The 25,790-nt window shown below is 64.1% G+C and carries 29 protein-coding genes and 1 tRNA gene; 19 read left to right on the forward strand and 11 right to left on the reverse strand.

What is annotated here, in order from left to right; translation table 11 throughout:
• The first annotated feature begins 47 nt into the window (after positions 1-47).
• Both ACJ0G7_RS04075 and psaJ read left to right on the forward strand, forming a co-directional pair.
• Positions 48-524 carry a photosystem I reaction center subunit III gene (locus ACJ0G7_RS04075; protein ID WP_043695463.1) on the forward strand — a complete coding sequence of 159 codons (477 nt, stop codon included), beginning with the start codon at positions 48-50 and terminating at the stop codon, positions 522-524.
• Between the two features lie 32 nt (positions 525-556).
• The gene (gene psaJ / locus ACJ0G7_RS04080; RefSeq protein ID WP_043695460.1) at positions 557-676 is read left to right on the forward strand and encodes a photosystem I reaction center subunit IX; all 120 of its coding nucleotides are present in this window, start codon (positions 557-559) and stop codon (positions 674-676) included.
• A gap of 49 nt (positions 677-725) precedes the next feature.
• On the opposite strand, the gene gmk is transcribed toward psaJ, so the two are convergent.
• On the reverse strand, positions 726-1,286 hold the full coding sequence (gene gmk, locus ACJ0G7_RS04085; protein ID WP_407395256.1) for a guanylate kinase: 561 nt from the start codon (positions 1,284-1,286) through the stop codon (positions 726-728).
• A gap of 52 nt (positions 1,287-1,338) precedes the next feature.
• Here gmk and ACJ0G7_RS04090 point away from each other — a divergent pair, with 52 nt between their 5' ends.
• On the forward strand, positions 1,339-3,042 hold the full coding sequence (locus ACJ0G7_RS04090) for an NFACT family protein (protein ID WP_407395257.1): 1,704 nt from the start codon (positions 1,339-1,341) through the stop codon (positions 3,040-3,042).
• A gap of 124 nt (positions 3,043-3,166) precedes the next feature.
• A complete protein-coding gene (gene tatC / locus ACJ0G7_RS04095; RefSeq protein ID WP_253912876.1) occupies positions 3,167-3,871 on the forward strand; it encodes a twin-arginine translocase subunit TatC in 705 nt (234 codons plus the stop codon).
• Here the strand turns inward: tatC and ACJ0G7_RS04100 are convergent.
• A complete protein-coding gene (locus tag ACJ0G7_RS04100; protein ID WP_253912875.1) occupies positions 3,852-4,211 on the reverse strand; it encodes a DUF3067 family protein in 360 nt (119 codons plus the stop codon). The genes tatC and ACJ0G7_RS04100 overlap by 20 nt on opposite strands.
• A gap of 104 nt (positions 4,212-4,315) precedes the next feature.
• Between ACJ0G7_RS04100 and petC the strand changes: the two genes are divergently transcribed.
• From petC to ACJ0G7_RS04130, 6 genes are all read left to right on the forward strand, one after another.
• A complete protein-coding gene (petC, locus tag ACJ0G7_RS04105; RefSeq protein WP_043695450.1) occupies positions 4,316-4,852 on the forward strand; it encodes a cytochrome b6-f complex iron-sulfur subunit in 537 nt (178 codons plus the stop codon).
• Between the two features lie 41 nt (positions 4,853-4,893).
• Positions 4,894-5,826: a cytochrome f gene (gene petA, locus ACJ0G7_RS04110; protein WP_407395258.1), complete on the forward strand. Its 933-nt coding sequence runs from the start codon at positions 4,894-4,896 to the stop codon at positions 5,824-5,826.
• 4 nt (positions 5,827-5,830) lie between these two features.
• Positions 5,831-6,688 carry a prolipoprotein diacylglyceryl transferase gene (gene lgt, locus ACJ0G7_RS04115; RefSeq protein WP_407395259.1) on the forward strand — a complete coding sequence of 286 codons (858 nt, stop codon included), beginning with the start codon at positions 5,831-5,833 and terminating at the stop codon, positions 6,686-6,688.
• A 7-nt stretch (positions 6,689-6,695) separates the two neighbouring features.
• On the forward strand, positions 6,696-7,472 hold the full coding sequence (gene cobM, locus ACJ0G7_RS04120; protein ID WP_043697417.1) for a precorrin-4 C(11)-methyltransferase: 777 nt from the start codon (positions 6,696-6,698) through the stop codon (positions 7,470-7,472).
• A 13-nt stretch (positions 7,473-7,485) separates the two neighbouring features.
• Positions 7,486-7,557 (forward strand) — tRNA-Val (locus ACJ0G7_RS04125).
• 119 nt (positions 7,558-7,676) lie between these two features.
• Complete coding sequence (locus ACJ0G7_RS04130; protein WP_043695439.1) at positions 7,677-8,456, forward strand: RodZ family helix-turn-helix domain-containing protein; 780 nt, start codon at positions 7,677-7,679, stop codon at positions 8,454-8,456.
• Here ACJ0G7_RS04130 and ACJ0G7_RS04135 read toward each other — a convergent pair.
• A complete protein-coding gene (locus ACJ0G7_RS04135; RefSeq protein WP_407395286.1) occupies positions 8,440-10,098 on the reverse strand; it encodes a Ppx/GppA phosphatase family protein in 1,659 nt (552 codons plus the stop codon). The genes ACJ0G7_RS04130 and ACJ0G7_RS04135 overlap by 17 nt on opposite strands.
• An 88-nt stretch (positions 10,099-10,186) precedes the next feature.
• Here ACJ0G7_RS04135 and ACJ0G7_RS04140 point away from each other — a divergent pair, with 88 nt between their 5' ends.
• Together ACJ0G7_RS04140 and ACJ0G7_RS04145 are read left to right on the forward strand one after the other, a co-directional pair.
• A complete protein-coding gene (locus ACJ0G7_RS04140) occupies positions 10,187-11,077 on the forward strand; it encodes a 4-hydroxybenzoate polyprenyltransferase (protein ID WP_407395260.1) in 891 nt (296 codons plus the stop codon).
• On the forward strand, positions 11,077-11,958 hold the full coding sequence (locus tag ACJ0G7_RS04145; protein ID WP_407395261.1) for an LD-carboxypeptidase: 882 nt from the start codon (positions 11,077-11,079) through the stop codon (positions 11,956-11,958). Before ACJ0G7_RS04140 ends, ACJ0G7_RS04145 begins: the two co-directional genes overlap by 1 nt.
• Here ACJ0G7_RS04145 and ispD read toward each other — a convergent pair.
• On the reverse strand, positions 11,942-12,622 hold the full coding sequence (gene ispD / locus ACJ0G7_RS04150) for a 2-C-methyl-D-erythritol 4-phosphate cytidylyltransferase (protein WP_043697411.1): 681 nt from the start codon (positions 12,620-12,622) through the stop codon (positions 11,942-11,944). The two genes, ACJ0G7_RS04145 and ispD, sit on opposite strands and share 17 nt — an antisense overlap.
• Before the next feature lie 72 nt (positions 12,623-12,694).
• On the opposite strand from ispD, the gene ACJ0G7_RS04155 reads away from it, so the two are divergent.
• The 3 genes from ACJ0G7_RS04155 to fabG are packed head-to-tail and all read left to right on the forward strand — an operon-like array spanning position 12,695 to position 15,406.
• Positions 12,695-13,528 carry a glycosyltransferase family 9 protein gene (locus tag ACJ0G7_RS04155; protein WP_043695430.1) on the forward strand — a complete coding sequence of 278 codons (834 nt, stop codon included), beginning with the start codon at positions 12,695-12,697 and terminating at the stop codon, positions 13,526-13,528.
• Positions 13,529-13,537: 9 nt separating this feature from the next.
• Positions 13,538-14,605 carry a TrkA family potassium uptake protein gene (locus tag ACJ0G7_RS04160; RefSeq protein ID WP_043695427.1) on the forward strand — a complete coding sequence of 356 codons (1,068 nt, stop codon included), beginning with the start codon at positions 13,538-13,540 and terminating at the stop codon, positions 14,603-14,605.
• A 48-nt stretch (positions 14,606-14,653) separates the two neighbouring features.
• Positions 14,654-15,406 (forward strand): 3-oxoacyl-[acyl-carrier-protein] reductase, encoded by a 753-nt coding sequence (gene fabG, locus ACJ0G7_RS04165; protein WP_407395262.1) that lies wholly within the window; start codon positions 14,654-14,656, stop codon positions 15,404-15,406.
• Positions 15,407-15,409: 3 nt separating this feature from the next.
• On the opposite strand, the gene ACJ0G7_RS04170 is transcribed toward fabG, so the two are convergent.
• Positions 15,410-15,586: a hypothetical protein gene (locus ACJ0G7_RS04170; RefSeq protein ID WP_156957186.1), complete on the reverse strand. Its 177-nt coding sequence runs from the start codon at positions 15,584-15,586 to the stop codon at positions 15,410-15,412.
• A 130-nt stretch (positions 15,587-15,716) separates the two neighbouring features.
• Between ACJ0G7_RS04170 and groL the strand changes: the two genes are divergently transcribed.
• Positions 15,717-17,405 (forward strand): chaperonin GroEL, encoded by a 1,689-nt coding sequence (groL, locus tag ACJ0G7_RS04175; protein ID WP_043695420.1) that lies wholly within the window; start codon positions 15,717-15,719, stop codon positions 17,403-17,405.
• On the opposite strand, the gene ACJ0G7_RS04180 is transcribed toward groL, so the two are convergent.
• The 6 genes from ACJ0G7_RS04180 to ACJ0G7_RS04205 are packed head-to-tail and all read right to left on the reverse strand — an operon-like array spanning position 17,406 to position 22,385.
• Positions 17,406-18,095, reverse strand: coding sequence for an N-acetylmannosamine-6-phosphate 2-epimerase (locus ACJ0G7_RS04180; protein ID WP_043695416.1), 690 nt, complete (start codon positions 18,093-18,095; stop codon positions 17,406-17,408).
• Positions 18,096-18,101: 6 nt separating this feature from the next.
• Entirely contained in the window at positions 18,102-18,569 is a 468-nt protein-coding gene (locus ACJ0G7_RS04185; RefSeq protein ID WP_407395263.1) for a hypothetical protein, read from the reverse strand.
• A 4-nt stretch (positions 18,570-18,573) separates the two neighbouring features.
• The gene (locus tag ACJ0G7_RS04190) at positions 18,574-19,428 is read right to left on the reverse strand and encodes an ABC transporter permease (RefSeq protein ID WP_043695408.1); all 855 of its coding nucleotides are present in this window, start codon (positions 19,426-19,428) and stop codon (positions 18,574-18,576) included.
• 11 nt (positions 19,429-19,439) lie between these two features.
• On the reverse strand, positions 19,440-20,450 hold the full coding sequence (locus tag ACJ0G7_RS04195) for an ATP-binding cassette domain-containing protein (protein ID WP_043695405.1): 1,011 nt from the start codon (positions 20,448-20,450) through the stop codon (positions 19,440-19,442).
• 50 nt (positions 20,451-20,500) lie between these two features.
• Positions 20,501-21,481 carry a heme o synthase gene (locus ACJ0G7_RS04200; protein ID WP_043695402.1) on the reverse strand — a complete coding sequence of 327 codons (981 nt, stop codon included), beginning with the start codon at positions 21,479-21,481 and terminating at the stop codon, positions 20,501-20,503.
• The gene (locus ACJ0G7_RS04205; RefSeq protein ID WP_156957185.1) at positions 21,474-22,385 is read right to left on the reverse strand and encodes a heme A synthase; all 912 of its coding nucleotides are present in this window, start codon (positions 22,383-22,385) and stop codon (positions 21,474-21,476) included. Before ACJ0G7_RS04205 ends, ACJ0G7_RS04200 begins: the two co-directional genes overlap by 8 nt.
• A 260-nt stretch (positions 22,386-22,645) precedes the next feature.
• Here ACJ0G7_RS04205 and ACJ0G7_RS04210 point away from each other — a divergent pair, with 260 nt between their 5' ends.
• Genes ACJ0G7_RS04210 through ACJ0G7_RS04220 form a run of 3 tightly spaced genes read left to right on the forward strand, consistent with a single transcriptional unit; the run spans position 22,646 to position 25,762 of the window.
• Entirely contained in the window at positions 22,646-23,488 is an 843-nt protein-coding gene (locus ACJ0G7_RS04210) for a cytochrome c oxidase subunit II (protein ID WP_407395264.1), read from the forward strand.
• Between the two features lies 1 nt (position 23,489).
• The gene (gene ctaD, locus ACJ0G7_RS04215) at positions 23,490-25,160 is read left to right on the forward strand and encodes a cytochrome c oxidase subunit I (protein ID WP_043695395.1); all 1,671 of its coding nucleotides are present in this window, start codon (positions 23,490-23,492) and stop codon (positions 25,158-25,160) included.
• Complete coding sequence (locus ACJ0G7_RS04220) at positions 25,157-25,762, forward strand: cytochrome c oxidase subunit 3 (RefSeq protein ID WP_043695392.1); 606 nt, start codon at positions 25,157-25,159, stop codon at positions 25,760-25,762. The genes ctaD and ACJ0G7_RS04220 overlap by 4 nt, the downstream gene beginning before the upstream one ends.
• The last annotated feature ends 28 nt before the right edge of the window (positions 25,763-25,790 follow it).

Genomic DNA, 25,790 nt, shown 5'->3' on the forward strand with positions numbered 1-25,790 from the left:
GTGACATCCTGCCCCCTTGGGCAACTAACCACACAGGAATCGATCCGATGCGTCGTCTCTTCGCCGTTGTGCTTTCGGCCCTCCTGGTGTTCGGCTTCGCCCCCGTCGCCAAGGCGGATGTGGCCGGTCTGACGCCCTGCTCAGAAAGCGCCCGCTTCCAGCAGCGAGCCGCTGCTGCCGACACCCCACAGGCCAAGGCCCGCTTTGAGATGTACAGCCAGGCCTCCTGCGGTGAAGACGGCCTGCCCCACCTGATCGTTGACGGACGCTGGAGCCATGCAGGCGACTTCGTCTATCCCGGCATCATGTTTCTCTACGTGGCTGGCTGCATCGGCTGGGCCGGTCGGGAATACCTGAAGGCCACCCGTGGCAAGAACGCCGCCATGAATGAGATCCAGATCGATCTCTCCATCGCCCTCAAGAGTCTTCTGGCCGCCGCCACCTGGCCTCTGGCCGCCTTCGGCGAGTTCACCAGCGGAAAACTGCTGGAGGACGACAACAAGGTCACCGTCTCCCCCCGCTGATTCAGATCCCGACACCACCCCTTACCGAACTCATGCAGAAATTCCTCACCACCGCTCCTGTCGTCGCCGCCATCTGGTTCACGCTGACCGCCGGAATCCTGATCGAGTGGAACCGATTCTTCCCTGACCTCCTCTTCCACCCTCTGGGTTGATCGACGTCTAGATCCCTACGGAAGGGGCCCCTGGGCCCCTTTTTTGCTGTCAGCTGAGACCCATCAGTCGCTCCAGCTCGGCAAGAGCCGTGTCGAGAGCGTCGTTGATCACCACGGCATCGAACTCATGCTGAGCCTTCAGCTCCTGCTCAGCTCTGGCCAGCCGACGACGAATGGCATCCTCTGCATCCGTGCCGCGGCCACGGATGCGACGTTCCAGTTCCGAGAAGCTTGGCGGCGCCAGAAAGATCTGAAACCCGCTCGGGAAACTGCGCCGCACCTGACGGGCCCCCTCCAGTTCGATCTCCAGCAGCACCGCCCGGCCACTCGCCAGCTGCTCCTCGACAGGCGCGCGAGGGGTGCCGTAACAGTTGCCGGCGAATTCAGCCCATTCCAGCAGTCCCCCCTGGGTCACAAGGGCATCGAATTGATCCCTGGTGTGGAAGAAGTAGTTGACGCCGTCCTGTTCCCCCTCACGGGGAGCACGGGTTGTGGCGGAAACCGACAACCACACCGAGGGGTGACGTTCCAGAAGACGGCTGACCAGAGTCCCCTTCCCAACTCCACTGGGACCGGTGATCACGGTGAGGCCGCCACGGCTGCCGCTCATGCCCTGCATCTGCGTCGGCCAGCAGAGTAGGAAGACCTCTGAATGCCAGCTGATGGCGGCGGCAAGCCTGCAGCTGATGGATCTCACCAGCCTCAGGGCCGTGCTGTGGGATCTGCGCCGACAACTTGTGCCAAGCCGTTTCGAAAAGGCGCAGCAGCCTGATGCCGCTCGCCTGCAGCTCGGCTTCCGCAGCCTCAGTGGCATGACCTGGGTCGAGCTGAGCTGGCTGGCGGAGGCTCCGCATCTGATCCAGATCCCCCCTCCGGCAAGACAGGGGGCTGGCAGCACGCTGGCCCAGCAGCTGCAGCACAGCCTGCGCCAGCTGGCCCTCGTGGAGCTGCACCAGCCTGGTTTCGAGCGGGTTGTGGAGTTCCGTCTGGCGGCACGCCCCGGGGAACGGGTGCAGCGGGTGCTGGTGCTCGAGCTGATGGGTCGCCACAGCAATTTGCTGCTGCTTGATGACCAGCGACAGGTCATCACTCTGGGCAGACAGGTGCGCGATCACCAGTCACGGGTACGCCCGATCGGGACCGGCGACGGATACGCACCACCACCACCGCTTCAGGGTCAGCCTCCGGATCCGCAGGAATCCGACGAGCGCTGGCGGGAGCGTCTGCAACTGCTGCCGGTCCCGCTCCGCAAAGCCCTTCAGCAGAGTTATCAGGGGATCAGTCCACCTCTGATTCGACAGCTGGCGGGAAGCCTGGCGGATTCCGGCGTGCAGGATCTGGAACCGGATCAGTGGCAGCAGTTGCACCGCTCCTGGCAGTGCTGGCTGAAGGCTCTGGAGCAGGAATCCTTTCGGTTGCAGCTGCAGGAGGACGGCCGGTATCGGGTGTGGGGAACAGGCCAGGACAGCGGGGAGCCCGGCCTGGCCCTGGTGCTTGGACGCTGGTACCGGGAGCAGCTGGACCAGCGAGCCCTCAGCCGGAGAAGTGATGAAGTGCGCCAGCGCCTCGAGCGGTGGCGCGGCAAGGAGGAGCTCGCCCTGGAGGACCAGATGCAGCGGCGGGCAGCCACGGCGGGAAGCGACGACCTGCAGCAGCAGGCCGATGCACTGCTCTGCCTGCCATCCCCCAGCCGGGAGCAGGTGGAGCAGGCTCAGAAGCTGTATCGGCGTGCCCGCAAGCTGCGCCGATCAGTGGCCGTTCTGGAGGAACGTCTCACCCACCACCGGCGGCGGCTGGATCTGATCAACGGCAGTGAGGCCTTCATCGAAGACCTGCAGATCGCCCATTGGCAGGAGGTCGCGCCACGGTTGACAGCGCTGCAGGAGCTGCGCAGCGAACTGGAGGAGCTGCTCAATCCCGGAGGCCGCCAGCAGGAGCGGCGCCAGCAGCGTCAGAGCACGCCGCAGCCGCTGGAGCTGGTTTCACCTGGAGGCCTGCTGATTCAGGTGGGGCGAAACCACCGCCAGAATGACTGGATCAGTCTGCGCCAGGCGCGCAGTGGTGACCTTTGGTTCCATGCCCAGGAGTGCCCGGGAAGCCATGTGGTCCTGAAGGCCTCCAGCGGTCTGCCCGAGGACGGCGATCTGACACTCGCCACGGATCTGGCCGCTCACTTCAGTCGTGCGCGCGGCAACAGCCGGGTTGCGGTTGTGATGGTGCCGACCATGCAGCTGCAACGCATCCCGGGAGCCGGCCCAGGCACGGTGCGTCATCGCGGCGGCGAAATCCGCTGGGGTGAGCCGCATCGGGCCGAACAGCATCTTCATGACAGCGCGGCTTCTAGCCTTGCTTCAACAGGCGTCTGATGTTCAGACCTTTTCCCGCCCCCCATCCTTGCCCGAGAGTCCCGACGGTCCACTCCTGAAACCTCCTCCACCGATCCGGATTGGTGGGGGGACCAACGCCGGCGATCTGCCGGACGAGGTGGAAATGCCGCTGGTGGACCACCTCGAAGAGCTGCGTCAGCGGGTTCTGCGCAGTCTTCTGGCCGTTGTCGTGGGAGCCGCTCTCTGCCTGGTGGCGGTGAAACCGCTCGTGCGCATGCTGGAGGCACCGGCCAGCGGCATTCACTTCCTGCAACTCGCCCCGGGCGAGTTCCTGTTCGTCTCCCTCAAGGTGGCGGGCTACGCCGGCCTGACCCTGGCCCTTCCCTACGTGCTGTATCAGGGCCTTGCCTTCGTGCTGCCGGGCCTGACCCGACGTGAGCAGCGGCTGATCGCTCCCGCGGTGGCAGGCTCGGCGGTGTTGTTCGTCGCAGGCCTTGCCTTCGCCTGGTGGGCCCTCGTGCCGGCGGCGCTGCGCTTCCTGGTGAGTTACGGCGCCGATGTGGTCGAACCGCTCTGGTCGATCGAGCGCTATCTCGACTTCGTGCTGCTGCTGATGCTGGCCACGGGTCTGGCCTTTCAGCTGCCCGTGCTGCAGCTGCTTCTCGGTGTGCTCGGGCTCGTGCGCTGGCGAGCGATGCTCGGGGCCTGGCGATGGGTGGTGCTCAGCGCAGCGCTGGCAGGAGCCGTGCTCACTCCCTCCACGGATCCCATCACGATGCTGTTGCTGGCCGGCGCCATCACCGCACTGTTTCTGGTGGGAGTCGCCCTCGTGGCCCTGGCGGAATCCCTCAGACCAGAAACTCCCTGAGCAGATTGCGGGCCTCGGGTCCCTCCACCTCCAGATGCAGGCTGAGGGCCTTGCCGAGACGAGGTTTGTCACGGGTATCCCACAGCCATCGGCGCACTTCCGTGGCCAGACCAAGACGATTCACAACATCCAGAACTTCGGCGATGTGCTCCCGATAGGCGGATTCGTCCATCGGAAAGGACTGCTGCTCCAGATAGGCCCACATCACCTGCAGGTAGAGACGCTGCCTGCGCACCACCAGCTGAAGGTCGTAAGTCGCTTTCCAGCGCTGGCGGAGACAGCTGATCAGCTCCTCCACCCCGAGGGGACTGTCGGCTGATTCGAACGGATTCACAAGCACAGATCGGGTGTCGCCGGGGCGGGGCAAAGGCCAGTCGTTGCAAAGCGTGACAGGCACTTAAGCGTCCATAATGATCGCCATTCCGTGCTGGATGAACGTCCGCCATGACCCAACTTTCCTCGAGCGATGTGCCCGGAATGGGTCGTCGGCAGTTCATGAATCTGCTGACCTTTGGATCCGTCACAGGCGTCGCTCTCGGGGCTCTGTACCCCGTGGCCAACTACTTCATCCCGCCCAAAGCCGCCGGCAGCGGCGGTGGCACGAGTGCCAAGGATGAACTCGGGAACGACGTCAGCGCCAGCGGCTGGCTGGCGTCTCACCCCGAGGGAGACCGCAGCCTCGTTCAGGGCCTCAAGGGAGACCCCACCTATCTGATCGTGGAGGGTGAAGACGCCATCGGCAGCTACGGCATCAATGCGATCTGCACCCATCTGGGCTGCGTTGTGCCCTGGAACAGTGGCGCGAACAAGTTCATGTGCCCCTGCCACGGCAGTCAGTACGACGCCACCGGAAAGGTGGTCCGCGGCCCAGCCCCCCTGTCCCTCGCCCTGGCGAATGTCAGCGTCGAGAACGACAACGTCTTTGTCAGCCAGTGGACCGAGACCGACTTCCGCACGGGCGACAAGCCCTGGTGGGCCTGACCTTCCTCCCCCTTCGCCCGAACCCCCTCCCACACCGTTCCATGCGTCGCCACCTCTCCCTCCTGATCGGATCGCTGGTTCTCGGCCTGGCTCTTCTGATCGCACCGGCCGCCAGCTGGGCCTATCCCTTCTGGGCTCAACAGAACTACGACAGTCCCCGTGAAGCCACCGGCAAGATTGTCTGCGCCAACTGCCACCTCGCTCAGAAGCTGACCCAGGCGGAAGTTCCCCAGTCGGTGCTCCCCGACAGCGTGTTCAAGGCCAGCGTCAAAATCCCCTATGAGGAAGGCATCCAGGAGATCGGAGCAGACGGCAGCCAGGTTCCGCTCCAGGTCGGTGCCGTGGTGATGCTGCCCGACGGCTTCACCCTCGCCCCTCAGGACCGCTGGACCGACGAGATCCGCGAGGAGACCGAAGGCGTCTACTTCAGCCAGTACAGCGACGACCAACCCAACATTCTTCTGGTGGGGCCCATTCCGGGTGATCAGCATCAGGAGATCGTTTTCCCGGTGCTCTCCCCCGATCCCGCCACCGACAGCAGCATCCACTTCGGTAAGTACCAGATTCACGTGGGTGGGAACCGCGGCCGCGGCCAGGTGTATCCCACCGGTGAGAAGAGCAACAACGCCGTCTACACCGCTCCAGCAACAGGCACCGTCGCCGGCATCGAGGCCGGCGACAACGGTTCCAGTGTGGTGACCATCACCGGTGCCGATGGCGCCTCGGTTGCTGAGACCGTTCCCGTCGGTCCCGCACTGCTGGTGAATGTCGGCGACAGCGTTGAGGCCGGAGCAGCACTCACCGATGATCCCAACGTCGGCGGCTTCGGCCAGGTGGATGCCGAGGTGGTTCTTCAGAACCCTGTCCGGATCTACGGTCTGCTGGCCTTCTTCGCCGCGGTCGCTCTGGCTCAGATCATGCTGGTGCTGAAGAAGCGTCAGATCGAGAAGGTTCAGGCTGCTGAAGGCATCTGAGGCGATGTTCACCTCACCGGGGCCTGAGCTGATCCAGCTGGGGCCCCTCACCCTCCGCTGGTATGGCCTGCTGATCGCTCTAGCGGTGCTGGTCGGCCTCAACCTCTCCAGTCAACTGGCCAGATCCCGGCAGCTCGAAAACGGGCTGATCAGTGACCTGCTTCCACTGCTCGTGCTCACGTCGGTGATCGGAGCACGCATCTATTACGTCGCCTTCGAGTGGCGCAACTACGCCGACCAGTGGACCAAGGCCCTGGCCATCTGGGAAGGGGGGATCGCCATCCATGGAGCGCTCCTGGCCGGGACCCTGACGCTGATCCTTTTCTGCCGCTGGAGACGTCAGCCCTTCTGGGATGTTCTGGATGTGCTGGTTCCCTCCGTCGCCCTCGGCCAGGCGATCGGCCGATGGGGCAACTTCTTCAACTCCGAGGCCTTCGGAGTGCCCACAGACCTTCCCTGGAAGCTTTTCATTCCCTTTGCGAATCGGCCGGCGGTCTATGCCGATTCGGAGTTCTTCCATCCCACCTTTCTCTACGAGTCGATCTGGAACCTGGTGCTGTTCCTCGTTCTGATCGTGTTGTTCCGCCTGGGGAGCCGAGGCAGCATCCGCCTGCCCTCCGGAGCACTGAGTTGTGTCTACCTGGTGGGATACAGCCTTGGTCGCGTCTGGATCGAAGGACTTCGCATCGACCCGCTGTGCATCGGAGCCCTGCCACCGGCCTGTGAGGGCGGCCTGCGGATCGCCCAGTTGATGAGCGGCCTGCTGATGGTGGCCGGAGGCATCGGCCTGGCCTGGCTGTACTCCCGCGGTCCATCCCATCGGGAGCCATCCCAGACGGGACCCTCCGGCTCCAATGGATGATGAAGGGATGCTGAGATCACCGGTCTGTTTCATCGGAGGAGGTCCTGGAGCCCCGGATCTGCTGACGCTCCGCGCCGCCGAGCGGCTCAAACGGGCCGACGTTCTGGTCTGGACTGATTCCCTGGTCTGCCCGGCCATTGCTGCCCTGGCGCCGGAGCACTGCGAGCGGATCCGCACCAGCACGCTCACTCTGGAGGAGGTGATCCCTGTGCTGATCGAACGGCACCGGCAAGGCCATCAGGTGGTTCGCCTGCATGACGGGGACACGTCGCTGTACAGCGCGATTCATGAGCAGATCGCCGCGCTCTCCGATGCGGAGGTTCCCGTGGAGGTCGTTCCCGGGCTCAGCGCCTACCAGGCTGCCGCTGCCCGGCTCGGCCAGGAGCTCACCGTCCCAGGACTGGTGCAGACCATCGTTCTGGGACGTGCCGGCGGCCGAACAGGGGTTCCTGAGCGGGAGGATCTCAACAGACTCGCTGCTCTGGGGGCCAGCCTCTGCCTGTATCTGAGTGCCCGACACGTTGACGAGGTTCAGGAGATCCTGCTGCGTCACTATCCAGCCGACACCCCCGTCTGCATCGGACACCGGATCAGCTGGCCGGATGAATGGATCGACGTCGTTCCGCTCTCGACCATGGCAGAGGTCAGTCAGGCCCGGTCACTGATCAGAACGACCCTTTACATCGTCAGCCCCGCACTCAGCGGCAGCGCACGGAGATCGAGGCTCTATTCGCCGGATCACGATCATCTCTTCCGCCCGAACCAACAGAACCCTGTGGTTTAAGATCGGGTTGTGCGGGCGATTAGCACAGTGGTAGCGCACTTCCTTCACACGGAAGGGGTCACTGGTTCGAATCCAGTATCGCCCATCTGAATGAACACTTCCTTCCGAACATTTGATCGGAATCAGATGCTGATCATCACTTTGACAGTCAAATCATCCAAAAGGCATTACGTTCATATCCAATCCTTCTGATTCGCCTTTTTCGTGGCTGTCAGTGATCACAGAGATACTGATTCCGGGGGCACTGCCCCAGGTGGCCTCGTCGACGTCGGACGGACCATCCAGGAGCGCAGGGAGGCGCTGGGACTGAGCGCGGAACAACTGGCAGGCAATCTTCATCTCGGCGTGGAGCAGCTCCGTTCCCTGGAGCTCGGAGACCTGCAGGGACTCCCGGAACCGGTCTTCATCAAAGCGATGGTGCGCCGGATCGCCGGTCATCTCAAACTTGACGCGGATGCCCTGGCGGAGCAGCTGGGAACGATCAGCAGCACTCCAACGCGCACCACCATCAACATCACCGCACCGGCCTCGACAGCGGCCTCTCCCGCCAGGGGGCGCTGGAGCTTCATGCTGCCGATCGTCCTGGTCATCGCAGCCGGCGGTGGTGGGGCCATGCTTCTGCGCACCAGAACGTCCATGCCCCCGGTGCAGAAACCGGCTGAAATGACGGAGGAGCCGATGGCCACTCCCGCACCGAAGCCGTCTGTTCCCGAAGCGGAACCCGTCAGCGCAGCCCCTTCGGAACCACTCGCTTCATCTCTCACGATCAGCAGTCGCGAACCCAGCTGGATCGCGCTGCGTCGCAACGGCAACCTCGAGTTCCAGGGAACTCTGGTGAACGACCGCACGGTCGACGACCCGGAAAGCGTGGAGATCTACGCGGGCAGGCCCGATCTGGTGATGGTGAAACGACCTGGCGGCGAAGCGGCTGCCCTCGGCCCGATCGATGCTGTGCGCTGGTATCGCCTCAGCCCTGAACTCTGATCATCAGCTTCATCCCCGACGCTTCCCACACCACATCAGCACAGCTTTCGAGGCTCCACTGCTCGAGACTGAGATTCTGGTTCAGGCGCTCGGGAATCAGCTCAAGCTGAAGTTCTCCCGGAGCAGCTGAAACGCGCAGCGATGCCACGACGGGTTCCGGACGTCGGTCCAGTGCTGCGGCGAGTCGCAGCAGCAGTGCCATCTCCGAGACCAGCCGGCGATGCTCCCGGGTGGTGATGGCCTGCCAGGACTCATGACGCTTCTTGGGAAGGCTGCGGCGGTGATACCGGGCGATCGCCGCCACCATCAGGTGTTCCGCTTCGGAGTAACCCAGCAGTTCACCGTGGCGGATCAGGTACCAGGAGTGCTTGTGATAAGCACTGAGGTTGATGTGCTGCCCACAGGAATGCAGCATCGCGGCTGCCCAGAGCAGCTCGCGTCCCTGACCATCGTCATGGTGCATCACGCCATGGGTGTTGTCGTAGAGGCTGAGGGCATGAAGAGCGACGCGCTCAGCGCGGCGCTGATTCACGGCGAAGCGCTGCACCTGATGGATCACCGTGCGTTGACGGATGCTGCTCTGGAAGCTGAAACGGTCCTCGAGCAGACCGTGACGCAGCATCCAGTCGACGATCAATCCTTCACGGAGGGCCCGCTCGCTCAGCGCGAGCTCGTCCACCCCGAGCATCTGCATGGTGGTCTGCAGGATCAGCGCGCCAGGAACGATGATCTCGGCGCGGCGATCGTTGATCGGGGAGAGCTCCCTGCGCTGTTCAGGCGTCATCGCCACCAGCTTCTCGACAACACGATCGAGGCGCTGACGGGACACCCGGTACCCGTGCAGCTTCAGAGGCGGTCGATCGTCCTCACTGGCGGCCAGCGCACCGATCGCCATGGCCGTGCCGCTGGTGGCGACCAGCACAGGAATCTCGCCCGGTTTGATCCGGCGGTGCACCTTGTCCACCGCCGGCTCGAGGGATCCCTGAATGAACGCCTGGAGGAACGCGCGGCGCTGGGGTGGAATCGGATCGTCCTTGACGAAATCCCGCTGCAATCGGACGGCCCCCACCCGGGTGCTGGTGAGCGCGCGGGCATCACGTCCATCCGCGAGGATCAGTTCGGTGGAGCCGCCGCCGATGTCGAGCAGCAGATGCGGACGATCGCCGAACGACATGCCTGAGAGCACGCCCAGATAGATCAGGCGCGCCTCCTCCGGCCCACTCACCAGATCCACCTCGAGGCCGAGAACGTCCTGGATGCGCTGCAGGAAATCCCTGCCGTTGGGAGCTTCCCGGACTGCACTGGTGGCAGCAGTGACCACTTGCTCCACCGCATGGCTGGCCGCCAGGTCTCGGAAACGACGCAGGGTCTCAACACCGCGCTGCATCGCCTCAGCGGTCAGTTCGCCGCTTTCCGGGTCCCGCTCCCCCAGCCGAGTGGTGGATTTCTCAGCCTGAACGATGCTGAACGTCCGCAGGGTCGTGTCCACCGATGCCACCAGCAGATGGGTGGAATTGGTACCGATATCGATGGCGGCGATCCTCCGCCGCTGACCGGACAGGCCCTCCGCGCTGCTGGCCCCCAGCTGCTGGGTGGACGAAGAGGCAGGCGACGCAGACGGAGTGGACTCAGCACCCAGCATCGGCAGCCCCGACCCGAAGTCGAACCACTCTGCCACCCATGGCTGATGCAGATAGACCCTGACTAGGGTTTTGTAAATCTGTGACCCTGTGATCAGTCACCCTCCCAGCACGTTGCCCTGGCTTCAGCTTCTGCGCTGGAACAAGCCCACAGGGAGACTGATTCTGCTGGTGCCGGCGGGCTGGGCCCTCTGGCTGATGCCGTCTGCACCGCCATCGGCATCTCTGGTTCTGCGCATCGTGGTCGGCGGCCTGGCGGTGAGCGGAGCCGGGTGCATCGCCAACGATCTCTGGGACCGCCGGTTCGACGGCGAGGTGGAGCGCACCAGCAGCCGCCCGCTGGCCCGTGGAGCCATGAGGGTCAGCACTGCTGCCGCACTGTTGATCGGCATGCTGATCCTCAGCCTTCTGGTGGTGCTCAGCCTGCCGCAGGCGAGCCTGCTGCTCTGTCTTGCCCTTGCTGTTGCGGCATTGCCACCGATCCTTCTCTACCCCTCAGCCAAGCGCTGGTTCCCCTTTCCTCAGGCCGTCCTCGCGCTCTGCTGGGGCTTCGCCGTTCTGATTCCCTGGGCTGCGGCTGAAGCGGAGCTGACCGCGGATGCCGCCCTGCTCGGGTGCTGGCTCGCCACCATGCTCTGGACCTTCGGCTTCGACACCGTCTATGCGATGGCGGACCGACGGGACGACGCCAGGCTTGGCCTGCGCAGCAGCGCTCTCACCCTGGGTGGCTCGGCGGTGCCTGCGGTTCGTGTCTGTTACGGGGTCACCTGCATCCTGCTGGCCATCGCCGCCGCGGCGAGCGGCATCGGCTGGATCTTCTGGCCGCTCTGGGCCATCGCCAGTTGGCTGATGCAGGCCAGTTGCACGCCGCTTGAGCAGGGCCAGACAGGCATGGCGGTGTTCGGTCGTCACTTCAGTCGCCAGGTCCAGCTCGGATCACTCCTGCTCATCGCTCTGATGCTCGGAAGAGCGTTCGCCTGATGGCAGAGCAGACAGCAGCACCTCTGCGGCCCGGTGATGCCATGGCAGTGGTGGCCGCCAGTTCTGCCCTCGCGGATGCCGAGCGCCTGCATCAGGGAGTGAGCCTGCTGGAGAGCTGGGGGCTGCGCTGCCGACCTCACTCCGTTGTTGGACGTCACTGGGGATATCTGGCAGGCCGGGATGAGCAGCGGCTCGATGATCTGCTCCCGGAGACTCCGGTCAGCCTGCTGGCCTGTGCCAGGGGTGGATGGGGGGCTGCCCGTCTGCTGGAGCGGCCTATCCCCTGGCAACCAGGCTGGCTGCTGGGGTTCTCCGATGTCACGGCACTGCTGTGGGGTCGGCTCGCCGCCGGTTTCGATGGAGGGATTCACGGCCCCCTGCTCACCACCCTGTCCTCGGAACCGGAGTGGAGCCAGCAGCGGCTGCGGCAGCTGCTGTTCGGAGACGCTCTGCAGGATCTGCAGGGACGAGGGCTCGGAGGAGGAATCGCCAGCGGTCCGTTGCTGGTGGCCAATCTCACCGTGGCCAGCCATCTGCTGGGATCGCCATGGATTCCCGATCTCGATGGAGCGATCCTGATCCTCGAGGACGTGGGTGAGGCGCCCTACCGCATCGATCGCATGCTCACCCACTGGCGGCTTTGCGGTGCCCTGCATCGACTGGCGGGTCTCGGTTTCGGAAGCTTCAGCGACTGCGAGGACGATCGCCCTGATCAGCTGAACTTCACGGTGAGTCAGGTGCTGGAGGAGCGCACAGCGGATCTGAACATCCCCAGGGTGATGGATCTGCCGGTCGGACACCAGCCCGGCAACGCGGCTCTCCCCCTCGGCCGTCAGGCACGCCTCGACGGAGACACGGGTCAGCTCAGCCTGCTCTCCTGAGCTGGAGCACCGCCTCGGCCACCGTCAGGTCGAAGGGCGTCGTCACCTTGATGTTCGAGGGGCCCGCATCCAGCACCTGCACAGGCCAGCCGAGGCGTTCGTAGAGGGAGGCATCGTCCGTGACGTTCCAGCCCTGCTCCCTGGCCCGGTCATGGCCCTGCTGCAGCTGCTGAACCTGAAACCCCTGGGGCGTCTGGGCAGCCCACAGTTCGGAACGGTCCGGCGTCTCCCTGATGCAACCTTCGGCATCCACCCGCTTGATCGTGTCCGTCACCGGTGTGGCAGCGATCAACGCCATCCCCGCCTCGACCCGCTCGGCGCACCGATCGAAGAGCGCAGGCTCCGCAAGGCAGCGGGCTCCGTCATGAATCAGAACGTGCTCGGCCCCGGGAGGCAGTCCCGCCAGACCTCGCAGCACCGAGTCCTGACGCGTGCTGCCCCCCTGGATCCAAACCACCGGCTTGGGCGCACCCTGCACCAAGGCGAGGATCTCCTCGCGATCGATCTCCTGACCGACGATGCCGATCCAACGGATCCGATCGGCCGCCATCGCCGCGTCCAGGGTCCAGGCGATCACGGGGCGTCCCGCCAGCGGCAGCAGCAGCTTGTTGCGATCCGCCCCCATGCGGCGACCACTCCCCGCTGCGGCGATCAACAGATGCACAAGCGACTCCTGCCCCCAGCAGGCTGAAACGGTCTCCATACAATCAGCCCAGACGCTCTCCGCAGCGGTTCGATGCGAGTCCTTGCCCTCAGCCCTGGCCCGGTTCTGGCCCAGCTGGAGCGTCTTCCCGCTCTTGCGGCTGTCGCCGAAGCACTGGGAGCGATGGTTCAGGTGGCCTGTGATCCCAAATGCCGCGCGGCATGGGAGCTGATGCCGGGTTTCGAAAAGCTGATTCCCTTCAGCTTCGAATCCAACCCATCACTGGCCGACTGGACGAACCTTCTCGGCTGCGTCCGTGAACCGGACTTCCAGGCCTGCCTCAACTTCGCGGAAGGTCAGTCGGTCAATCTGATGCTGTCGATGAGCCACATCCCGACCCGAGTGGCCCTGTCAGGCTTCGCCTCCACCGATCGCATTGCCCTGGGGCAGGGCTGGGCGGCTCAGAGGATCGCTCCGTTCGTGGAAGCGCTTGGATGTTCCCTCAAGGCTGACGGTTTCCGTCTGAGCCTGCCGTCCAAGGCCCTGGAGAACGCCCGTGCCGAGCTTCCTGCTGGAGACGGACCACTGCTGCTGATGGCACCCTCGGGAGCATCCAACGACTGGCCCGACCAACGATGGGGCGCACTGCCTGAGGCGGTCCGCACCCGCCTGGCGACCCTGCGGAGCCGAAGCCTTTCTCCGGAGCTGAAGCTTGTCGAGCGAGCCGCCGCCGTGGCCTGCGCGGACGTGGTGCTCAGCAGTTGTCCGCTCACTCAGCTGTTGGCGGCTTACAGCAATGTTCCGCTGGTCGCCCTTGGCGGACAGGCCGGAGATCTTCCCGAACGGGCCGAGATCAGATGCCTCGGCGGTGAAGGCCCCCTGACAACGATCGGTGAAGACGACGTGCTCACCGCCCTGGGGTTCTGACACAAGCTGATGGCTCGCCAAAGGCGGAGGATCCGGGGGCAGAGCCAGTTCCAGGCGATCACAGCTCCATGGCGGGGTCCCCTGACCGCCCTGAGCAGCGTGATTCTTGCCGGATCCATCGGTTACCGCATCACCGAAGGCTGGGACTGGGGGGACTGTCTCTGGATGGTGCTGATCACCATCAGCACCATCGGCTACGGCGAGGTGCATCCCCTCTCCTCACAGGGCCGGCTTGTGACCGTGCTGATCGTGATCGGCGGTCTGTTGGTGGTCCAGCTGTTCATCCAGCGCGTGCTGGGGCTGACAGAATCGGGTTACTTCCGACAACTTCGGGAGTTCCGCTTCCAGCGCCTGCTTCAGAGCATGCGGAATCACGTCATTCTCTGCGGTTACGGACGCATCGGTCAGGAGATCGCCGCTCAGCTGCAGCGCGATGACATCCCCCTCGTGGTGATCGAAACGGATCCCGAGCGAAGCCAGATCGCTGAATCACGAGGTCTGAAGGTGCTTCTGGCCGATGCGACGCTCGATGAATCCCTGCTCGAGGCTGGGCTGGAGCAATGCCGCAGCCTTGTAGCTGCGCTGCCCGGAGATGCATCGAACCTCTACGTGGTGCTCAGTGCCCGTGACCTGCAACCGTCCTGCCGTCTGATCGCCAGAGCCAACAGCGATGAAGCGGCCGCCAAACTGCGACTGGCCGGCGCCACTGTGGTGGTGAGCCCATACATCGCCGGAGGACGGGTGATGGCGGCTTCGGCCCTGCGACCGCTGGCGATCAATTTCATGGAGCTCCTGGTCGGCTCCAACTACGAGATCGAGGAATTTCAGCTCAGCAGCGACCCGCTGCATCTGCTCAACGTGCACGGCCGCTCTCTGCAGGAGCTGGAACTGGGACGGCGCAGCGGCGCCCTTGTGCTGGCGATCCGGGAAGGGAACGATCTGATCGCCAATCCCCGCGGGGAAACAAAGCTGGCCCCCGGACAGCTGCTGATCGTGCTGGGCAGCCGACCTCAGCTCAAGTGCTTTCAGGAGCTGCTGGGAGAGGCGGTCGACAGCATCGAAACCATGGCTGGCTGAGGTGGCAATCACACCGATCCCTACGATCCTCCGAGCTCAGGCCCCTTCATGACCTCCTCCACAGCCCTCACCGGCCAGACCGCCCTGGTGACCGGCGGCGGCCGCGGGATCGGTCGGGCCATCGCCCTCGCTCTGGCGGAATCCGGCATGGAGGTGGTGGTCAACTACTCGAACTCAGCCGCCGCAGCCGAGGAGGTGGTGGAGCTGATCACCGCATCAGGGGGAAAGGCCTACGCGCTCCAGGCGAACGTGGCGATGGAAGAGGACGTGGACGGTCTGATCAAGACGGTCCTTGAGCGCAGCGGTCGTCTTGATGTGCTGGTGAACAACGCCGGCATCACCAGGGATGGGCTGCTGATGCGGATGAAAACGTCCGAATGGCAGGCGGTGATCGATCTGAATCTCACGGGCGTGTTTCTCTGCAGCCGAGCTGTGGCTCGACCGATGCTCAAGCAGAAGAGCGGACGGATCATCAACATCACCTCCGTGGTGGGCCTGATGGGCAACGCCGGCCAGGCGAACTACGCCGCAGCCAAGGCCGGGGTGGTGGGCCTGACCCGGAGCACCGCCAAGGAGTTGGCCAGCCGCGGCATCACGGTGAATGCCGTGGCGCCGGGCTTCATCGCCACGGACATGACCAAGGATCTCGATGCCGATGCCATCCTCCGGGACATTCCCCTCGGCACCTTCGGCACTCAGGAACAGGTGGCTGGAGCCGTGCGTTTCCTGGCCACAGACCCCGCCTCGGCTTACATCACCGGCCAGGTGCTCCAGGTGGATGGCGGCATGGTGATGGCCTGACGATCACGACTCCAGCGGCTGAGCCAGTTCTTCACGCAGTCGGCGGATCCGCTGCAACAGGCGCAATCGGCGGCTGCGGGCTGTCGCGGTCAGGAAGATTCGCAGAGGCACGTAGACGAGGGCCATGGACCCCGCCAGCCCGGCCATCAGCACAAAAAAGAAGGCACCGGAATCAGCCATATCCGGACGTTAATCAGCCTGTGATGAGCAGGCATCCGCGCCACGGGAGACATTCGGCTTTCCCCACCGCGCACCCCCTGCACCGGGCCTCCGTCGCTGTGGGACATTGATTTGCGGCTGTCCAGTGACCATGGCGAAACTCCTTTCCTTCTCCGACGAGTCCCGCAGCGCTCTTGAGCGGGGTGTCGATGCTCTTGCCGACGCCGTCCGCGTCACCATCGGCCCCCGCGGCCGCAATGTGGTGCTCGAGAAATCCTTCGGCGCCCCTGACATCGTCAATGACGGTGACACCATCGCCAAGGAGATCGAACTGGAGGATCCCTTCGAGAACCTCGGAGCGAAACTGATCCAGCAGGTGGCTTCCAAGACCAAGGACAAGGCCGGTGACGGCACCACCACCGCCACCGTGCTCGCCCAGGCCATGGTGCGGGAAGGCCTGCGCAACACCGCCGCCGGAGCCAGTCCCGTGGAACTGCGCCGCGGCATGGAGAAAGCCTGTGCCCAGGTGGTGGAGGGTCTCAGCCAACGCAGCCAGACCGTTGAAGCCGACGCCATCCGTCAGGTCGCCACGGTGAGTTCCGGGGGGGATGACGAGGTCGGTCAGATGGTGGCGGAAGCCATGGACCGTGTGAGCGTGGATGGGGTGATCACCGTTGAGGAATCGAAATCCCTGGCCACAGAGCTGGAGGTGACCGAGGGCATGGCCTTCGACCGGGGCTACAGCTCCCCGTATTTCGTCAACGACGGCGATCGTCAGCTGTGTGAATTCGAAAACCCGCTGCTGCTGCTGACCGACCGCAAGATCAGCGCCATCGCTGACCTGGTTCCTGCGCTCGAGCTGGTCCAGAAGAGCGGTTCCCCGCTGTTGATCCTGGCCGAAGAGGTGGAGGGAGAGGCTCTCGCCACGCTGGTGGTGAACAAGAACCGCGGCGTTCTGCAGGTGGCTGCGGTGCGCGCCCCATCCTTCGGCGAGCGCCGTAAAGCGGCCCTGGCCGACATCGCCGTGCTCACGGGAGCCACGGTGATCAGCGAGGACAAGGCGATGACGCTGGACAAGGTCACCCTGGCTGATCTCGGCCGGGCCCGCCGGATCACGATCAGCAAGGAGAACACCACGATCGTCGCCAGCGAGGATCACAAGCAGGCGGTGTCGGCCCGGGTCGCCTCGATCAAGCGCGAGCTGGAAGCCACCGACTCCGATTACGACCGCGAGAAGCTGAATGAGCGGATCGCCAAACTGGCGGGCGGTGTCGCCGTGATCAAAGTGGGTGCCCCCACTGAGACGGAACTCAAAAACCGCAAGCTGCGCATTGAAGATGCCCTGAACGCGACCAGGGCCGCAGTGGAGGAGGGCATCGTCGCCGGCGGTGGCAGCACCCTGCTGCAGCTGGCCCAGGGGCTCGATGCGCTGGTGGCGCAACTCGATGGCGATGAGCGGACTGGCGTTGAAATCGTGCAGCGAGCCCTGGCGGCTCCCGTTCACCAGATCGCCACGAACGCGGGTCGAAATGGCGATGTGGTGATCTCAGCCATGCGGGAGAGCGGCCAGGGCTTCAACGCGCTGACCGGCAATTTTGAGGACCTCAGAGCCGCTGGAATCGTCGACGCCACCAAGGTGGTGCGTCTTGCCCTTCAGGATGCGGTCTCCATCGCCTCCCTGCTGATCACCACGGAGGTGGTGATCGCCGACAAGCCCGAACCACCGGCACCGGCCCCTGAAGGTGGTGGAGATCCGATGGGCGGCATGGGAGGAATGGGCGGCATGGGCATGCCCGGCATGGGAGGAATGGGCGGCATGGGTATGCCCGGAATGATGTGATCAGCCGGCCATGCCTCGGCAGTAGGCGGCCACCTGCAGATCCACGCCCGTGATCGCTGTTCCCACAACGACGTTGTCCGCTCCGGCCTTCAGAGCCGAGCGGGCGGCGTCCGGGGACGCGATTCCCCCTTCACAGATGAGGCGCACGCTGGTTTTCAGCTGATGCCTCAGATCCGGAAGCAGAGACAGCCCCGGGGGCTGCTGGCCGGATGTCTCCTCCGTGTAGCCAAAGAGCGTGGTGCCGACCCAGTCGCAACCGAGGGAGGCCGCACGCAATCCGTTCTCGACGCTGTCGACATCAGCCATCAGGGGGGCACGCAACTCGACCCTCGCCCGTTGGATCAGATCCTCCAGCTCCTGCCTCTCAGGACGGGGTCGGGCCGTGGCATCGATCGCGATCACGTCGGCACCGGCAGACCAGACCGTCTGGATTTCTCTCCAACCCGGCGTGATGTACACGGAACTGTCAGGGAACGTGCATTTCCACAATCCGATGATCAAGGCATCGGGGCAGCGACGGCGAACCGCTCCGATGTGTTCCGGGCTCTCAAGACGAACCCCGACCGCTCCGTTGCGGAGTGAGGCGTCGGCCATGGCCGCGATGACGTCAGGGTCACGCATGGGAGAGCCCGGAGGGGCCTGAACGGAAACGATCAGTCCCTGATCCAGCACCTCATTGGACGGCAACATGACGTCTCAGGAAGCCTTGGGGAAGGATGACTCAGCACCGGGCAGCCAGCGGCGCAGGGAGCGTGGTGTGCTGAGAGGCGGTGCCGGAACAGGCCGCTGGGGCTCGGCGGGCTGTTCAGCGACGAACGGCTGTTCCTCGACAACAGGCTGTTCCTCGACAACAGGCTGTTCCTCGACGACAGGCTGTTCCTCGTTCGTGCCGCCCATGATCTCCAGGAAGCCGGCCGCTGCGGAGGACTCAGCAACGACGGAAACATCCGATTCACGGCTCAACGGCGTGAGGGGAGCCATCGGACTCTCCGAAACCGGCGCTGCTGCAGTGGAGACCGGCAGTGTCGCGACGCCGAAGCGATGCACCCACTGCCCCTGCAGCAACGAGAGACGGCGGGCATCACCCCGCTCTTCGGCTTCAAGCATCTGCCTGGAGAGGGCGTGCTGACGGGCTGAAGGCTGCTGGAACGGTGAGGAAGGCACGGATTCAGGAGAGCTTGCGGTTGAGCAGTGGACGGATCAGCAGGAACAGTCCGACGGTGAGCACCAGCAGAACGAGCAGACAGGCGAAGCCGGTGACATCGCCGTAGGGCGCCTCGAGGAGGACTGCCGAGAGATCGAGCGAACCGCTGTATGCGGCACGGATGGGCTCTATCGCGAAGGTAAGGGGATTCAGGGCCGCAAGCCAGCCCAGCCAGGCCGGCATGAAGGACAACGGAGCCAGAGCCGTGCTGGCGAAGAGCAGCGGAAGATTCGCCACGAAGATCACGGCGATCAGCTCGATGTGACCCGGCAGCGCAAAGGCCATCCCGAGACTGAGGGCGGTGACCGCGAACACCAGCAGCAGCAGGGTGGCAACCACCAAGAGCAGACCGGCGCCCCCGGGCCAGCCGTAGCCCAGCAGGGCGGCGGTGATCATGATCGCCAGGCTCTGAAGCAGGCTCAGCACCGTGATGTACAGCACGGAGGCCAGCACGATCGAACTGCGACTGCGCAGGGGAGCGACGAGCAGACGATTGAGAAAGCCGAACTCACGGTCGAACATCACCGGCAAGCCGGCATTCAGAGCACCGCTGAACGCTGTGAACACAATCACTCCCGCTCCGAGAAAGCGGCCGTAACTCATGCCCCCGGGCAGCAGCCCCTCGGGTGCGTTGGCAAACAGGGCGCCGAACAGAATCAGCCAGATCAGTGGCTGCAGCACGCCGGCCACCAGGGTCGATGGGCGCCGCGCCAGTTGAAGAAACAGCCGTTTCGTGAGGGCAGAGGTCTCCTGAACAAGCTCGGAGACCGCTCCCCGTTCCGGTGCGGTGCTGTTGACGGACAGGCTGGGAGAGGTCATCGATCAGCGCATCACATGGACTTTCGACGTTCCTGCTTGACATCGCGCTGACCGGCCACGGCCAGCTCGGCATCCATCAGGGTGCGTCCTGTTGCCTGAAGGTAGACGTCATCCAGGCTGGGGCGGCTCTGGGCCAGCGCGAACACCGGAACTCCCGCTCCGGCCAGTCGATCCCGGAGACGCTCCACCACCGGCTCGCCCTCGATCACGAGATTCAGAGAGAAGCCCTGTGCTCGATTCACCACCACCTGCCGCACGCCCTCCAGGGGCTCCAGCAAGGCACGCACCCGGTCAGCCTCCTGCGGATCGCTGAACTCGCGAACCCTCAGCGTCAGGCGGTCCCCTCCCAGGCGCCGCTTCAGCTCCTCCGGCACGCCTTCGGCGATCACCGTTCCGGCATCGATGATGGCCATTCGATCGGCCAGAGCTTCCACCTCCTCCAGGTAGTGGCTGCTCAGAAGCACGCTGGTTCCAGCCTCAACCAGCTGGCGCAGCAGCTCCCAGATTGCCGAACGGCTCTCGATGTCGAGACCGACGGTCGGCTCATCAAGCACCAGCAGCCTCGGACGATGCAGCAGACCGGCGGCGAGATCGAGCCGCCGCCGCATCCCTCCGGAGTACGTGCCGCATCGGCGATCAATCCACTCCGCCATGGCCAGACGGTCGATCAGGTCGTCAATCCGCTGGTTGCGATCCGAACGACCCAGGTGATACAGGTCTCCCTGAAGCTGGAGCAGTTCCCGGCCCGTGAGGATCTTGTCGATCGCCACCTCCTGGGCCACGTAACCGAGCAGACGACGGACCGCCCGGGGATCCGCCAGGGCATCAACACCGGCCACCTCCACCGACCCCCGATCGGGCCCGAGCAGGGTGGCCAGAATCCGCATCGCCGTGGTCTTGCCGGCTCCGTTGGGTCCGAGCAGACCGAACAGGCAGGCTTCCGGCACCGACAGAGAGAAATCCCGGAGGGCCTGAACAGCTCCGTAGGCCTTGTGAAGCTGTCGCAGTTCAATCAATGCCATTCCACCACCTGAGCACTGGACACAACCCCGGAGCTGAATCTAGGGAGAGCTCAGATGGCCTGGATCTGCAGCAGCAGAGCCCGGACCTGCTGATCGAATCCCGAGGCAAGACCGGTGCGGCTGAGAACAAGCAGCAGACAGATTCCGAACAGATAGAGGATCGACCAACGGAACAGCCCCTTGGCGCCGGTGAGGCTGTCGGGGTCCTGGGCCAGACGCCGCACCATCTGCAGCAGTCGACCGTTGAAGGGCAGCAGCATCAGGCCGTAGAAAATCCCACCGGTCGGCAGCACCAGAGCCCCCGCGCTGCTGAGGGCCACGGTCGCCCAGCCGTAACGACGGATGGCACGAGCCGTCACCACCGGGCCTTTCACCACAGGCAGCATGGGAATGCCGACAGCTCTGTAGTCCTCTCTCAGCAGCAGAGCGAGAGCCCAGAAATGGGCCGGGGTCCAGACCATGACCAGAGCGAATAGCCACCAGCCCCCCAGACCGATGTGGCCGGTGGCCGCGGCCGCACCCACCAGAGGCGGGATGGCTCCAGCGACGCCGCCGATCACGATGTTCTGGGTCGTGCGGGGCTTGAGCAGAGCGGTGTATAGGAGCACATAGCTGCAGAGACCGAGCAGGCTCAGCCCGGCTGCCAGACAATTGACGCCGCTCACCAGCAGCATCGCCGCCGCCAGGGTGCAGGCGATGGCACCGATGAAGGCGCTGGTGGGCGAAAGCCTCCCCGACGGCAAGGCCCGGCCGCTGGTGCGCTTCATGCGTCCATCCAGGTCCTGCTCCCAGAGGCAGTTGAGAACGCCGGCGGCGGCGGCAGCCAGCGCGCCCCCTCCCAGGGTGCAGACGAGACGGGGGGAGGAGAGCGGCCAGCCCTCGGTGAGCGCCATCCCCCCGAGGGTGGTGGCGAGGAGCAGAGGAATCAGGCGGGGCTTGGCCACCTCCAACCAGGGCGGAAGCTTGATCCGTTTCCTGGACGGAACCACCTCCTCACGCGTGGGAGTCGATGCGGTCACTGAACTAGCCATGACAGGGCTCCAGAGAGGACTCGTCGAGGACGACGGGCATGGGGGAGAACGGCACGTCAGGACGACGCACCAGAAGCGAGGCGAGCAGTGCCACCAGCAGGGCAGCCACGAGCTGATGGGCCACGGTGACCAACGGCTGGGACAGGCCCAGCCGCAGCGTCCCGACTCCAAGACCCACCTGACAGGTGACAAGAATCGCCACAGGAATCAGATAGGGCCATTGCCGGCGGCTCCAGCCACCGGCCAGAAGCGCTGAGCACACGAACAACAGCACCAGTCCGGCAGCGGGTGCGGCGGCATTGCGGTGGAGGATCAGCCAGCGGCAGCCGTCCCCGGCGGCCAGGCAACGCTGAGCGGCCCAGGAGGTGGCCATCAGAGCCCCCAGCAGGGATTGCGCCACCACTGCCAGCAGGGCCAGTCCGGCCAGTGGAGTCCACCAGACGGGAGCAGCCTCGCCACCTGGATGGAGAAGTCTCTGGGTGAGACCGCTCAGCAGAGCCACCAGGGTGAGGGCCATCGCCAGGTGAGCCGTGACGATGCCGGACGGAAGCAGGTCCAGCACGGTGAGCGCGCCGAGCCCACCCTGGAGCGCCACCAGGAGCACCAGGACGATCGCCAATGATGGGAGCCATCCCGGGAGAAGACGCCTCCTCAGGAAGGCGACGACTGCCATCACAAGCAGGGCGACGCCGACAACGAAGGCGTCAAGGCGATGGAACCATTCCAGAAAAACCTGGAGATTCATCTGGCGCCCGGGGAGGAGCGTGCCGAAGCACAGAGGCCAGTCCGGACAAGCCAGCCCTGCCTCCATCACCCGCGTTGCTCCACCGATGACGACGAGAGCGACAAGGGCGACGACGAGATGAGCCGCCAGAAATCCGAGACGCCGACGGATCGGAGACATGCAGGAAAGAGTCACCGATGAACCTCCATCCGAAACAATCACCGAGGACACATACGGACCGTAGCGATCTGTTGAAGGGCGTCACGTCTTGTGGACGACTACAACATCCCAGCCCTTCATCGATCCACTTTTGCTGACACGAAATGACCCAAACCTTTCGTTCACGTGTGCCATTGAACAATTTTCACCCACGCTTAACAATCCATCCATGGAGATACCGGTCCACCTCCATACGCTGAATGGAGTCAGGGTCCACGTGGGTGCAGATCCCTTCCGCCATCGTCACTCTTGTGATCGGCATGATCCTTGTCCTCACAGGGCTATGGATCGGACAGAGCTTCAATCTCCTGCCCGTTGAAGCGAGCGCAAACGCTCCGATCTACGACGAACTTTTTCAGGTTTTATTCACGATTGGAGCCATCCTGTTTATCGGGATCGTCGGACTTCTGGTGTTCAGTCTGATTCGCTTCAGGCGTCGTCCTGGACAACTGGGGGATGGCATTGCCATGGAAGGCAACCTGCCGCTGGAAATCTTCTGGACTGCAGTTCCTGCCATCGTCGTTCTCTTCGTCGGCCTGTACAGCTACGACATCTATGACCGGATGGGCGGCATGGTCCCGCTCGCCCACGACCACATGGCCACATCCGGTGCCGCAGCCGGCGAGGAGCGCATCTGGGGTGGGATCAGTTCCGGCTCCATCGAAGACGCGGCGACGGCACCAGCCGCGCTTCCCATCGACGTGACGGCGATGCAGTTCGCCTTCCTCTTCCACTACCCGCAGGGAGACATCATCTCCGGGGAACTTCACGTGCCTGCGGGTCGCCCGGTGACGCTGCGGATGGAAGCCAAGGATGTCATCCACGCCTTCTGGGTTCCGGAGTTCCGCCTCAAGCAGGACGTGATCCCGGGCCAGCCGACTCAGCTCAGTTTCACCGCGACACGCCCCGGCCGCTACCCGATCGTCTGCGCCGAACTGTGCGGCCCGTACCACGGAGGGATGCGTTCCACCGTGGTCGTTGAGGAAGCCGATGTCTGGGACGAGTGGTTCAGCAGCAATGCCAAACCCGAGACCGACGTCACCACACCCGTTGCCAACGCTTGACATGACTGTTGCAACCCCTTCGGACACCCTCGTCTCACCCCCACGGCTGCAGCCAACCGGCTGGCTCCGCTACCTGAGCTTCAGCGTCGACCACAAGGTGATCGGCCTGCAGTATCTGGTGTGCGGATTCCTCTTCTATCTGGTCGGTGGAGCCCTCGCTGGTGCCATCCGAACCGAGCTGGCCAGCCCTGTCTCCGACTTCATGGCACGGGATGTCTACAACCAGGTGCTGACCTTGCACGGAACGGTGATGATCTTTCTGTGGATCGTTCCCGTGGTGAACGGTGCCTTCGGTAACTACCTGATCCCCTTCTATGTGGGGGCCCGTGACATGGCCTTCCCTCGGCTGAATGCTGTGGCCTTCTGGCTCATCCCTCCAGCCGGACTGTTGCTGATCACCAGTTACTTCCTCACCGGAGCAGCCCAGTCGGGCTGGACCGCCTACCCCCCGCTGAGCATCACAACCCCGGCAACAGGCCAGATCATCTGGATCCTCAGCGTTCTGCTTCTGGGAGGCAGTTCAATCTTCGGAGGAATCAACTTCATCGCCACGATTCTGAAGCTGCGGCGACCGGGGCTGAAACTGATGCAGCTACCGATGTACTGCTGGGCCATGCTTGGAACCAGCATCCTGGTCGTTCTCTCAACGCCTGTGCTGGCAGGAACTCTGGTGCTCCTGAGCTTCGACATCGTTGCTCATACGGGATTCTTCAATCCAACGCTGGGGGGGAATGTTGTGGTTTATCAGCATCTGTTCTGGTTCTATTCACATCCCGCCGTTTACATCATGGTCCTGCCGGCTTTCGGCCTCGTGAGTGAGATCCTGCCGGTTCACGCCAGAAAGCCTTTGTTCGGCTACGTCACGATGGTGTACTCCATCATGGCGATTGTGATCCTCGGGCTGGTCGTCTGGGCCCACCACATGTTCACAAGCGGCACGCCACCGTGGATGCGCCTCTTCTTCACAATCGCCACCGCCTTCATCGCCGTTCCCACTGGCATCAAATTCTTCAACTGGCTGGCAACGCTGTGGGGGGGAAGGATCAATCTCAACAGCGCCATGCTTTTCTCCTGCGGCTTCATCGTGAACTTCGTGTTGGGCGGAATCACCGGAGTCGCCCTGGCCCAGGTTCCCTTCGACATCCACGTGCACGACACCTACTTCGTGGTTGCTCACTTCCACTACATCGTCTTCGGTGGGTCGGTGTTCGTGATCTTTGCCTCCGTTTACCACTGGTATCCGAAATTCACCGGACGCCTGCTCAATGAAGACCTTGGGCGCCTGCACTGCGCACTGACCTTCATCGGCTTCAATCTCTGCTTCGGACCGCAGCACTGGCTCGGACTCAACGGCATGCCGCGTCGTGTCGCCGAATATGACCCGCAATTCACCCTGATCAACCAGATCAGCTCGGTGGGAGCGCTGTTGATGGCCATCAGCACCCTTCCCTTCCTCTGGAATGTGATCCGCAGCGCCATCGCCGGTCCGGTTGCCGGAGACAACCCCTGGAACGCTCTCACCCCCGAGTGGCTCACCAGTTCCCCGCCACCGGTCGAGAACTGGATCGGGGAAGCACCCCTGGTGGAGGAGCCGTACGGCTACGGAGTCCCCGCCGAGCAACTTGACCTGGCCGCCACAACCGGCCGTGACCTCTGGAGCAGCGGCAAATGACCACCACCCTCCCCAGTGAAAACAGCAGCCTCGAGCAGGCGGACCACGGCCATGAGGAGCATGCGGACCACCGGATGTTCGGCCTGGCGACCTTTCTGGTGGCGGATGGCATGACCTTCGCCGGATTCTTCGCGGCCTATCTCACGTTCAAGGCCGTGAATCCCCTGCCGAGCGGAGCGATCTACGAGCTGGAGCTGCCACTGCCGATCCTCAACACGGTTCTGCTGCTCGTCAGCAGTGCCACGTTCCACAAAGCCGGGCAGGCCCTGCGCCTGAATGCCATGGCCCGTTGTCGAAGCTGGCTGCTGGTCACTGCCGGGCTGGGCTTGGCCTTCCTGGTGAGTCAGATGGTGGAGTACTTCACCCTGCCGTTCGGCCTCACCGACAACCTCTACGCGAGCACCTTCTTTGCCGCGACAGGATTTCACGGCCTGCACGTGACTCTTGGAGCTCTGATGACTCTGATCGTGTGGTGGCAAGCACGTGCGAACGGTGGACGAATCAGCCCGGAAAATCATTTCCCCCTGGAGGCGGCTGAGCTGTACTGGCACTTCGTGGACGGGATCTGGGTGATCCTGTTTGTGATCCTGTATCTGCTCTGATGCCTTGCCAGCGCTGAGAAGCACCGTC

The organism is Parasynechococcus sp., assembly GCF_045559935.1.
GTDB lineage: Bacteria > Cyanobacteriota > Cyanobacteriia > PCC-6307 > Cyanobiaceae > Parasynechococcus.

Coding starts and splice junctions, on each gene's coding strand:
- tatC (WP_253912876.1), top strand. CDS start 3,167: ATGCCGCTGGTGGACCACCTCGAAGAGCTGCGTCAGCGGGTTCTGCGC.
- ACJ0G7_RS04205 (WP_156957185.1), bottom strand. CDS start 22,385: ATGTCTCCGATCCGTCGGCGTCTCGGATTTCTGGCGGCTCATCTCGTC.
- petC (WP_043695450.1), top strand. CDS start 4,316: ATGACCCAACTTTCCTCGAGCGATGTGCCCGGAATGGGTCGTCGGCAG.
- ACJ0G7_RS04190 (WP_043695408.1), bottom strand. CDS start 19,428: ATGACCTCTCCCAGCCTGTCCGTCAACAGCACCGCACCGGAACGGGGA.
- groL (WP_043695420.1), top strand. CDS start 15,717: ATGGCGAAACTCCTTTCCTTCTCCGACGAGTCCCGCAGCGCTCTTGAG.
- ctaD (WP_043695395.1), top strand. CDS start 23,490: ATGACTGTTGCAACCCCTTCGGACACCCTCGTCTCACCCCCACGGCTG.
- ACJ0G7_RS04090 (WP_407395257.1), top strand. CDS start 1,339: ATGGCGGCGGCAAGCCTGCAGCTGATGGATCTCACCAGCCTCAGGGCC.
- ACJ0G7_RS04170 (WP_156957186.1), bottom strand. CDS start 15,586: ATGGCTGATTCCGGTGCCTTCTTTTTTGTGCTGATGGCCGGGCTGGCG.
- ACJ0G7_RS04195 (WP_043695405.1), bottom strand. CDS start 20,450: ATGGCATTGATTGAACTGCGACAGCTTCACAAGGCCTACGGAGCTGTT.
- ACJ0G7_RS04160 (WP_043695427.1), top strand. CDS start 13,538: ATGGCTCGCCAAAGGCGGAGGATCCGGGGGCAGAGCCAGTTCCAGGCG.
- ACJ0G7_RS04155 (WP_043695430.1), top strand. CDS start 12,695: ATGCGAGTCCTTGCCCTCAGCCCTGGCCCGGTTCTGGCCCAGCTGGAG.
- fabG (WP_407395262.1), top strand. CDS start 14,654: ATGACCTCCTCCACAGCCCTCACCGGCCAGACCGCCCTGGTGACCGGC.
- ACJ0G7_RS04135 (WP_407395286.1), bottom strand. CDS start 10,098: ATGCTGGGTGCTGAGTCCACTCCGTCTGCGTCGCCTGCCTCTTCGTCC.
- petA (WP_407395258.1), top strand. CDS start 4,894: ATGCGTCGCCACCTCTCCCTCCTGATCGGATCGCTGGTTCTCGGCCTG.
- ACJ0G7_RS04220 (WP_043695392.1), top strand. CDS start 25,157: ATGACCACCACCCTCCCCAGTGAAAACAGCAGCCTCGAGCAGGCGGAC.
- lgt (WP_407395259.1), top strand. CDS start 5,831: ATGTTCACCTCACCGGGGCCTGAGCTGATCCAGCTGGGGCCCCTCACC.
- gmk (WP_407395256.1), bottom strand. CDS start 1,286: ATGAGCGGCAGCCGTGGCGGCCTCACCGTGATCACCGGTCCCAGTGGA.
- ACJ0G7_RS04145 (WP_407395261.1), top strand. CDS start 11,077: ATGGCAGAGCAGACAGCAGCACCTCTGCGGCCCGGTGATGCCATGGCA.
- psaJ (WP_043695460.1), top strand. CDS start 557: ATGCAGAAATTCCTCACCACCGCTCCTGTCGTCGCCGCCATCTGGTTC.
- ACJ0G7_RS04180 (WP_043695416.1), bottom strand. CDS start 18,095: ATGTTGCCGTCCAATGAGGTGCTGGATCAGGGACTGATCGTTTCCGTT.
- cobM (WP_043697417.1), top strand. CDS start 6,696: ATGCTGAGATCACCGGTCTGTTTCATCGGAGGAGGTCCTGGAGCCCCG.
- ACJ0G7_RS04200 (WP_043695402.1), bottom strand. CDS start 21,481: ATGGCTAGTTCAGTGACCGCATCGACTCCCACGCGTGAGGAGGTGGTT.
- ACJ0G7_RS04075 (WP_043695463.1), top strand. CDS start 48: ATGCGTCGTCTCTTCGCCGTTGTGCTTTCGGCCCTCCTGGTGTTCGGC.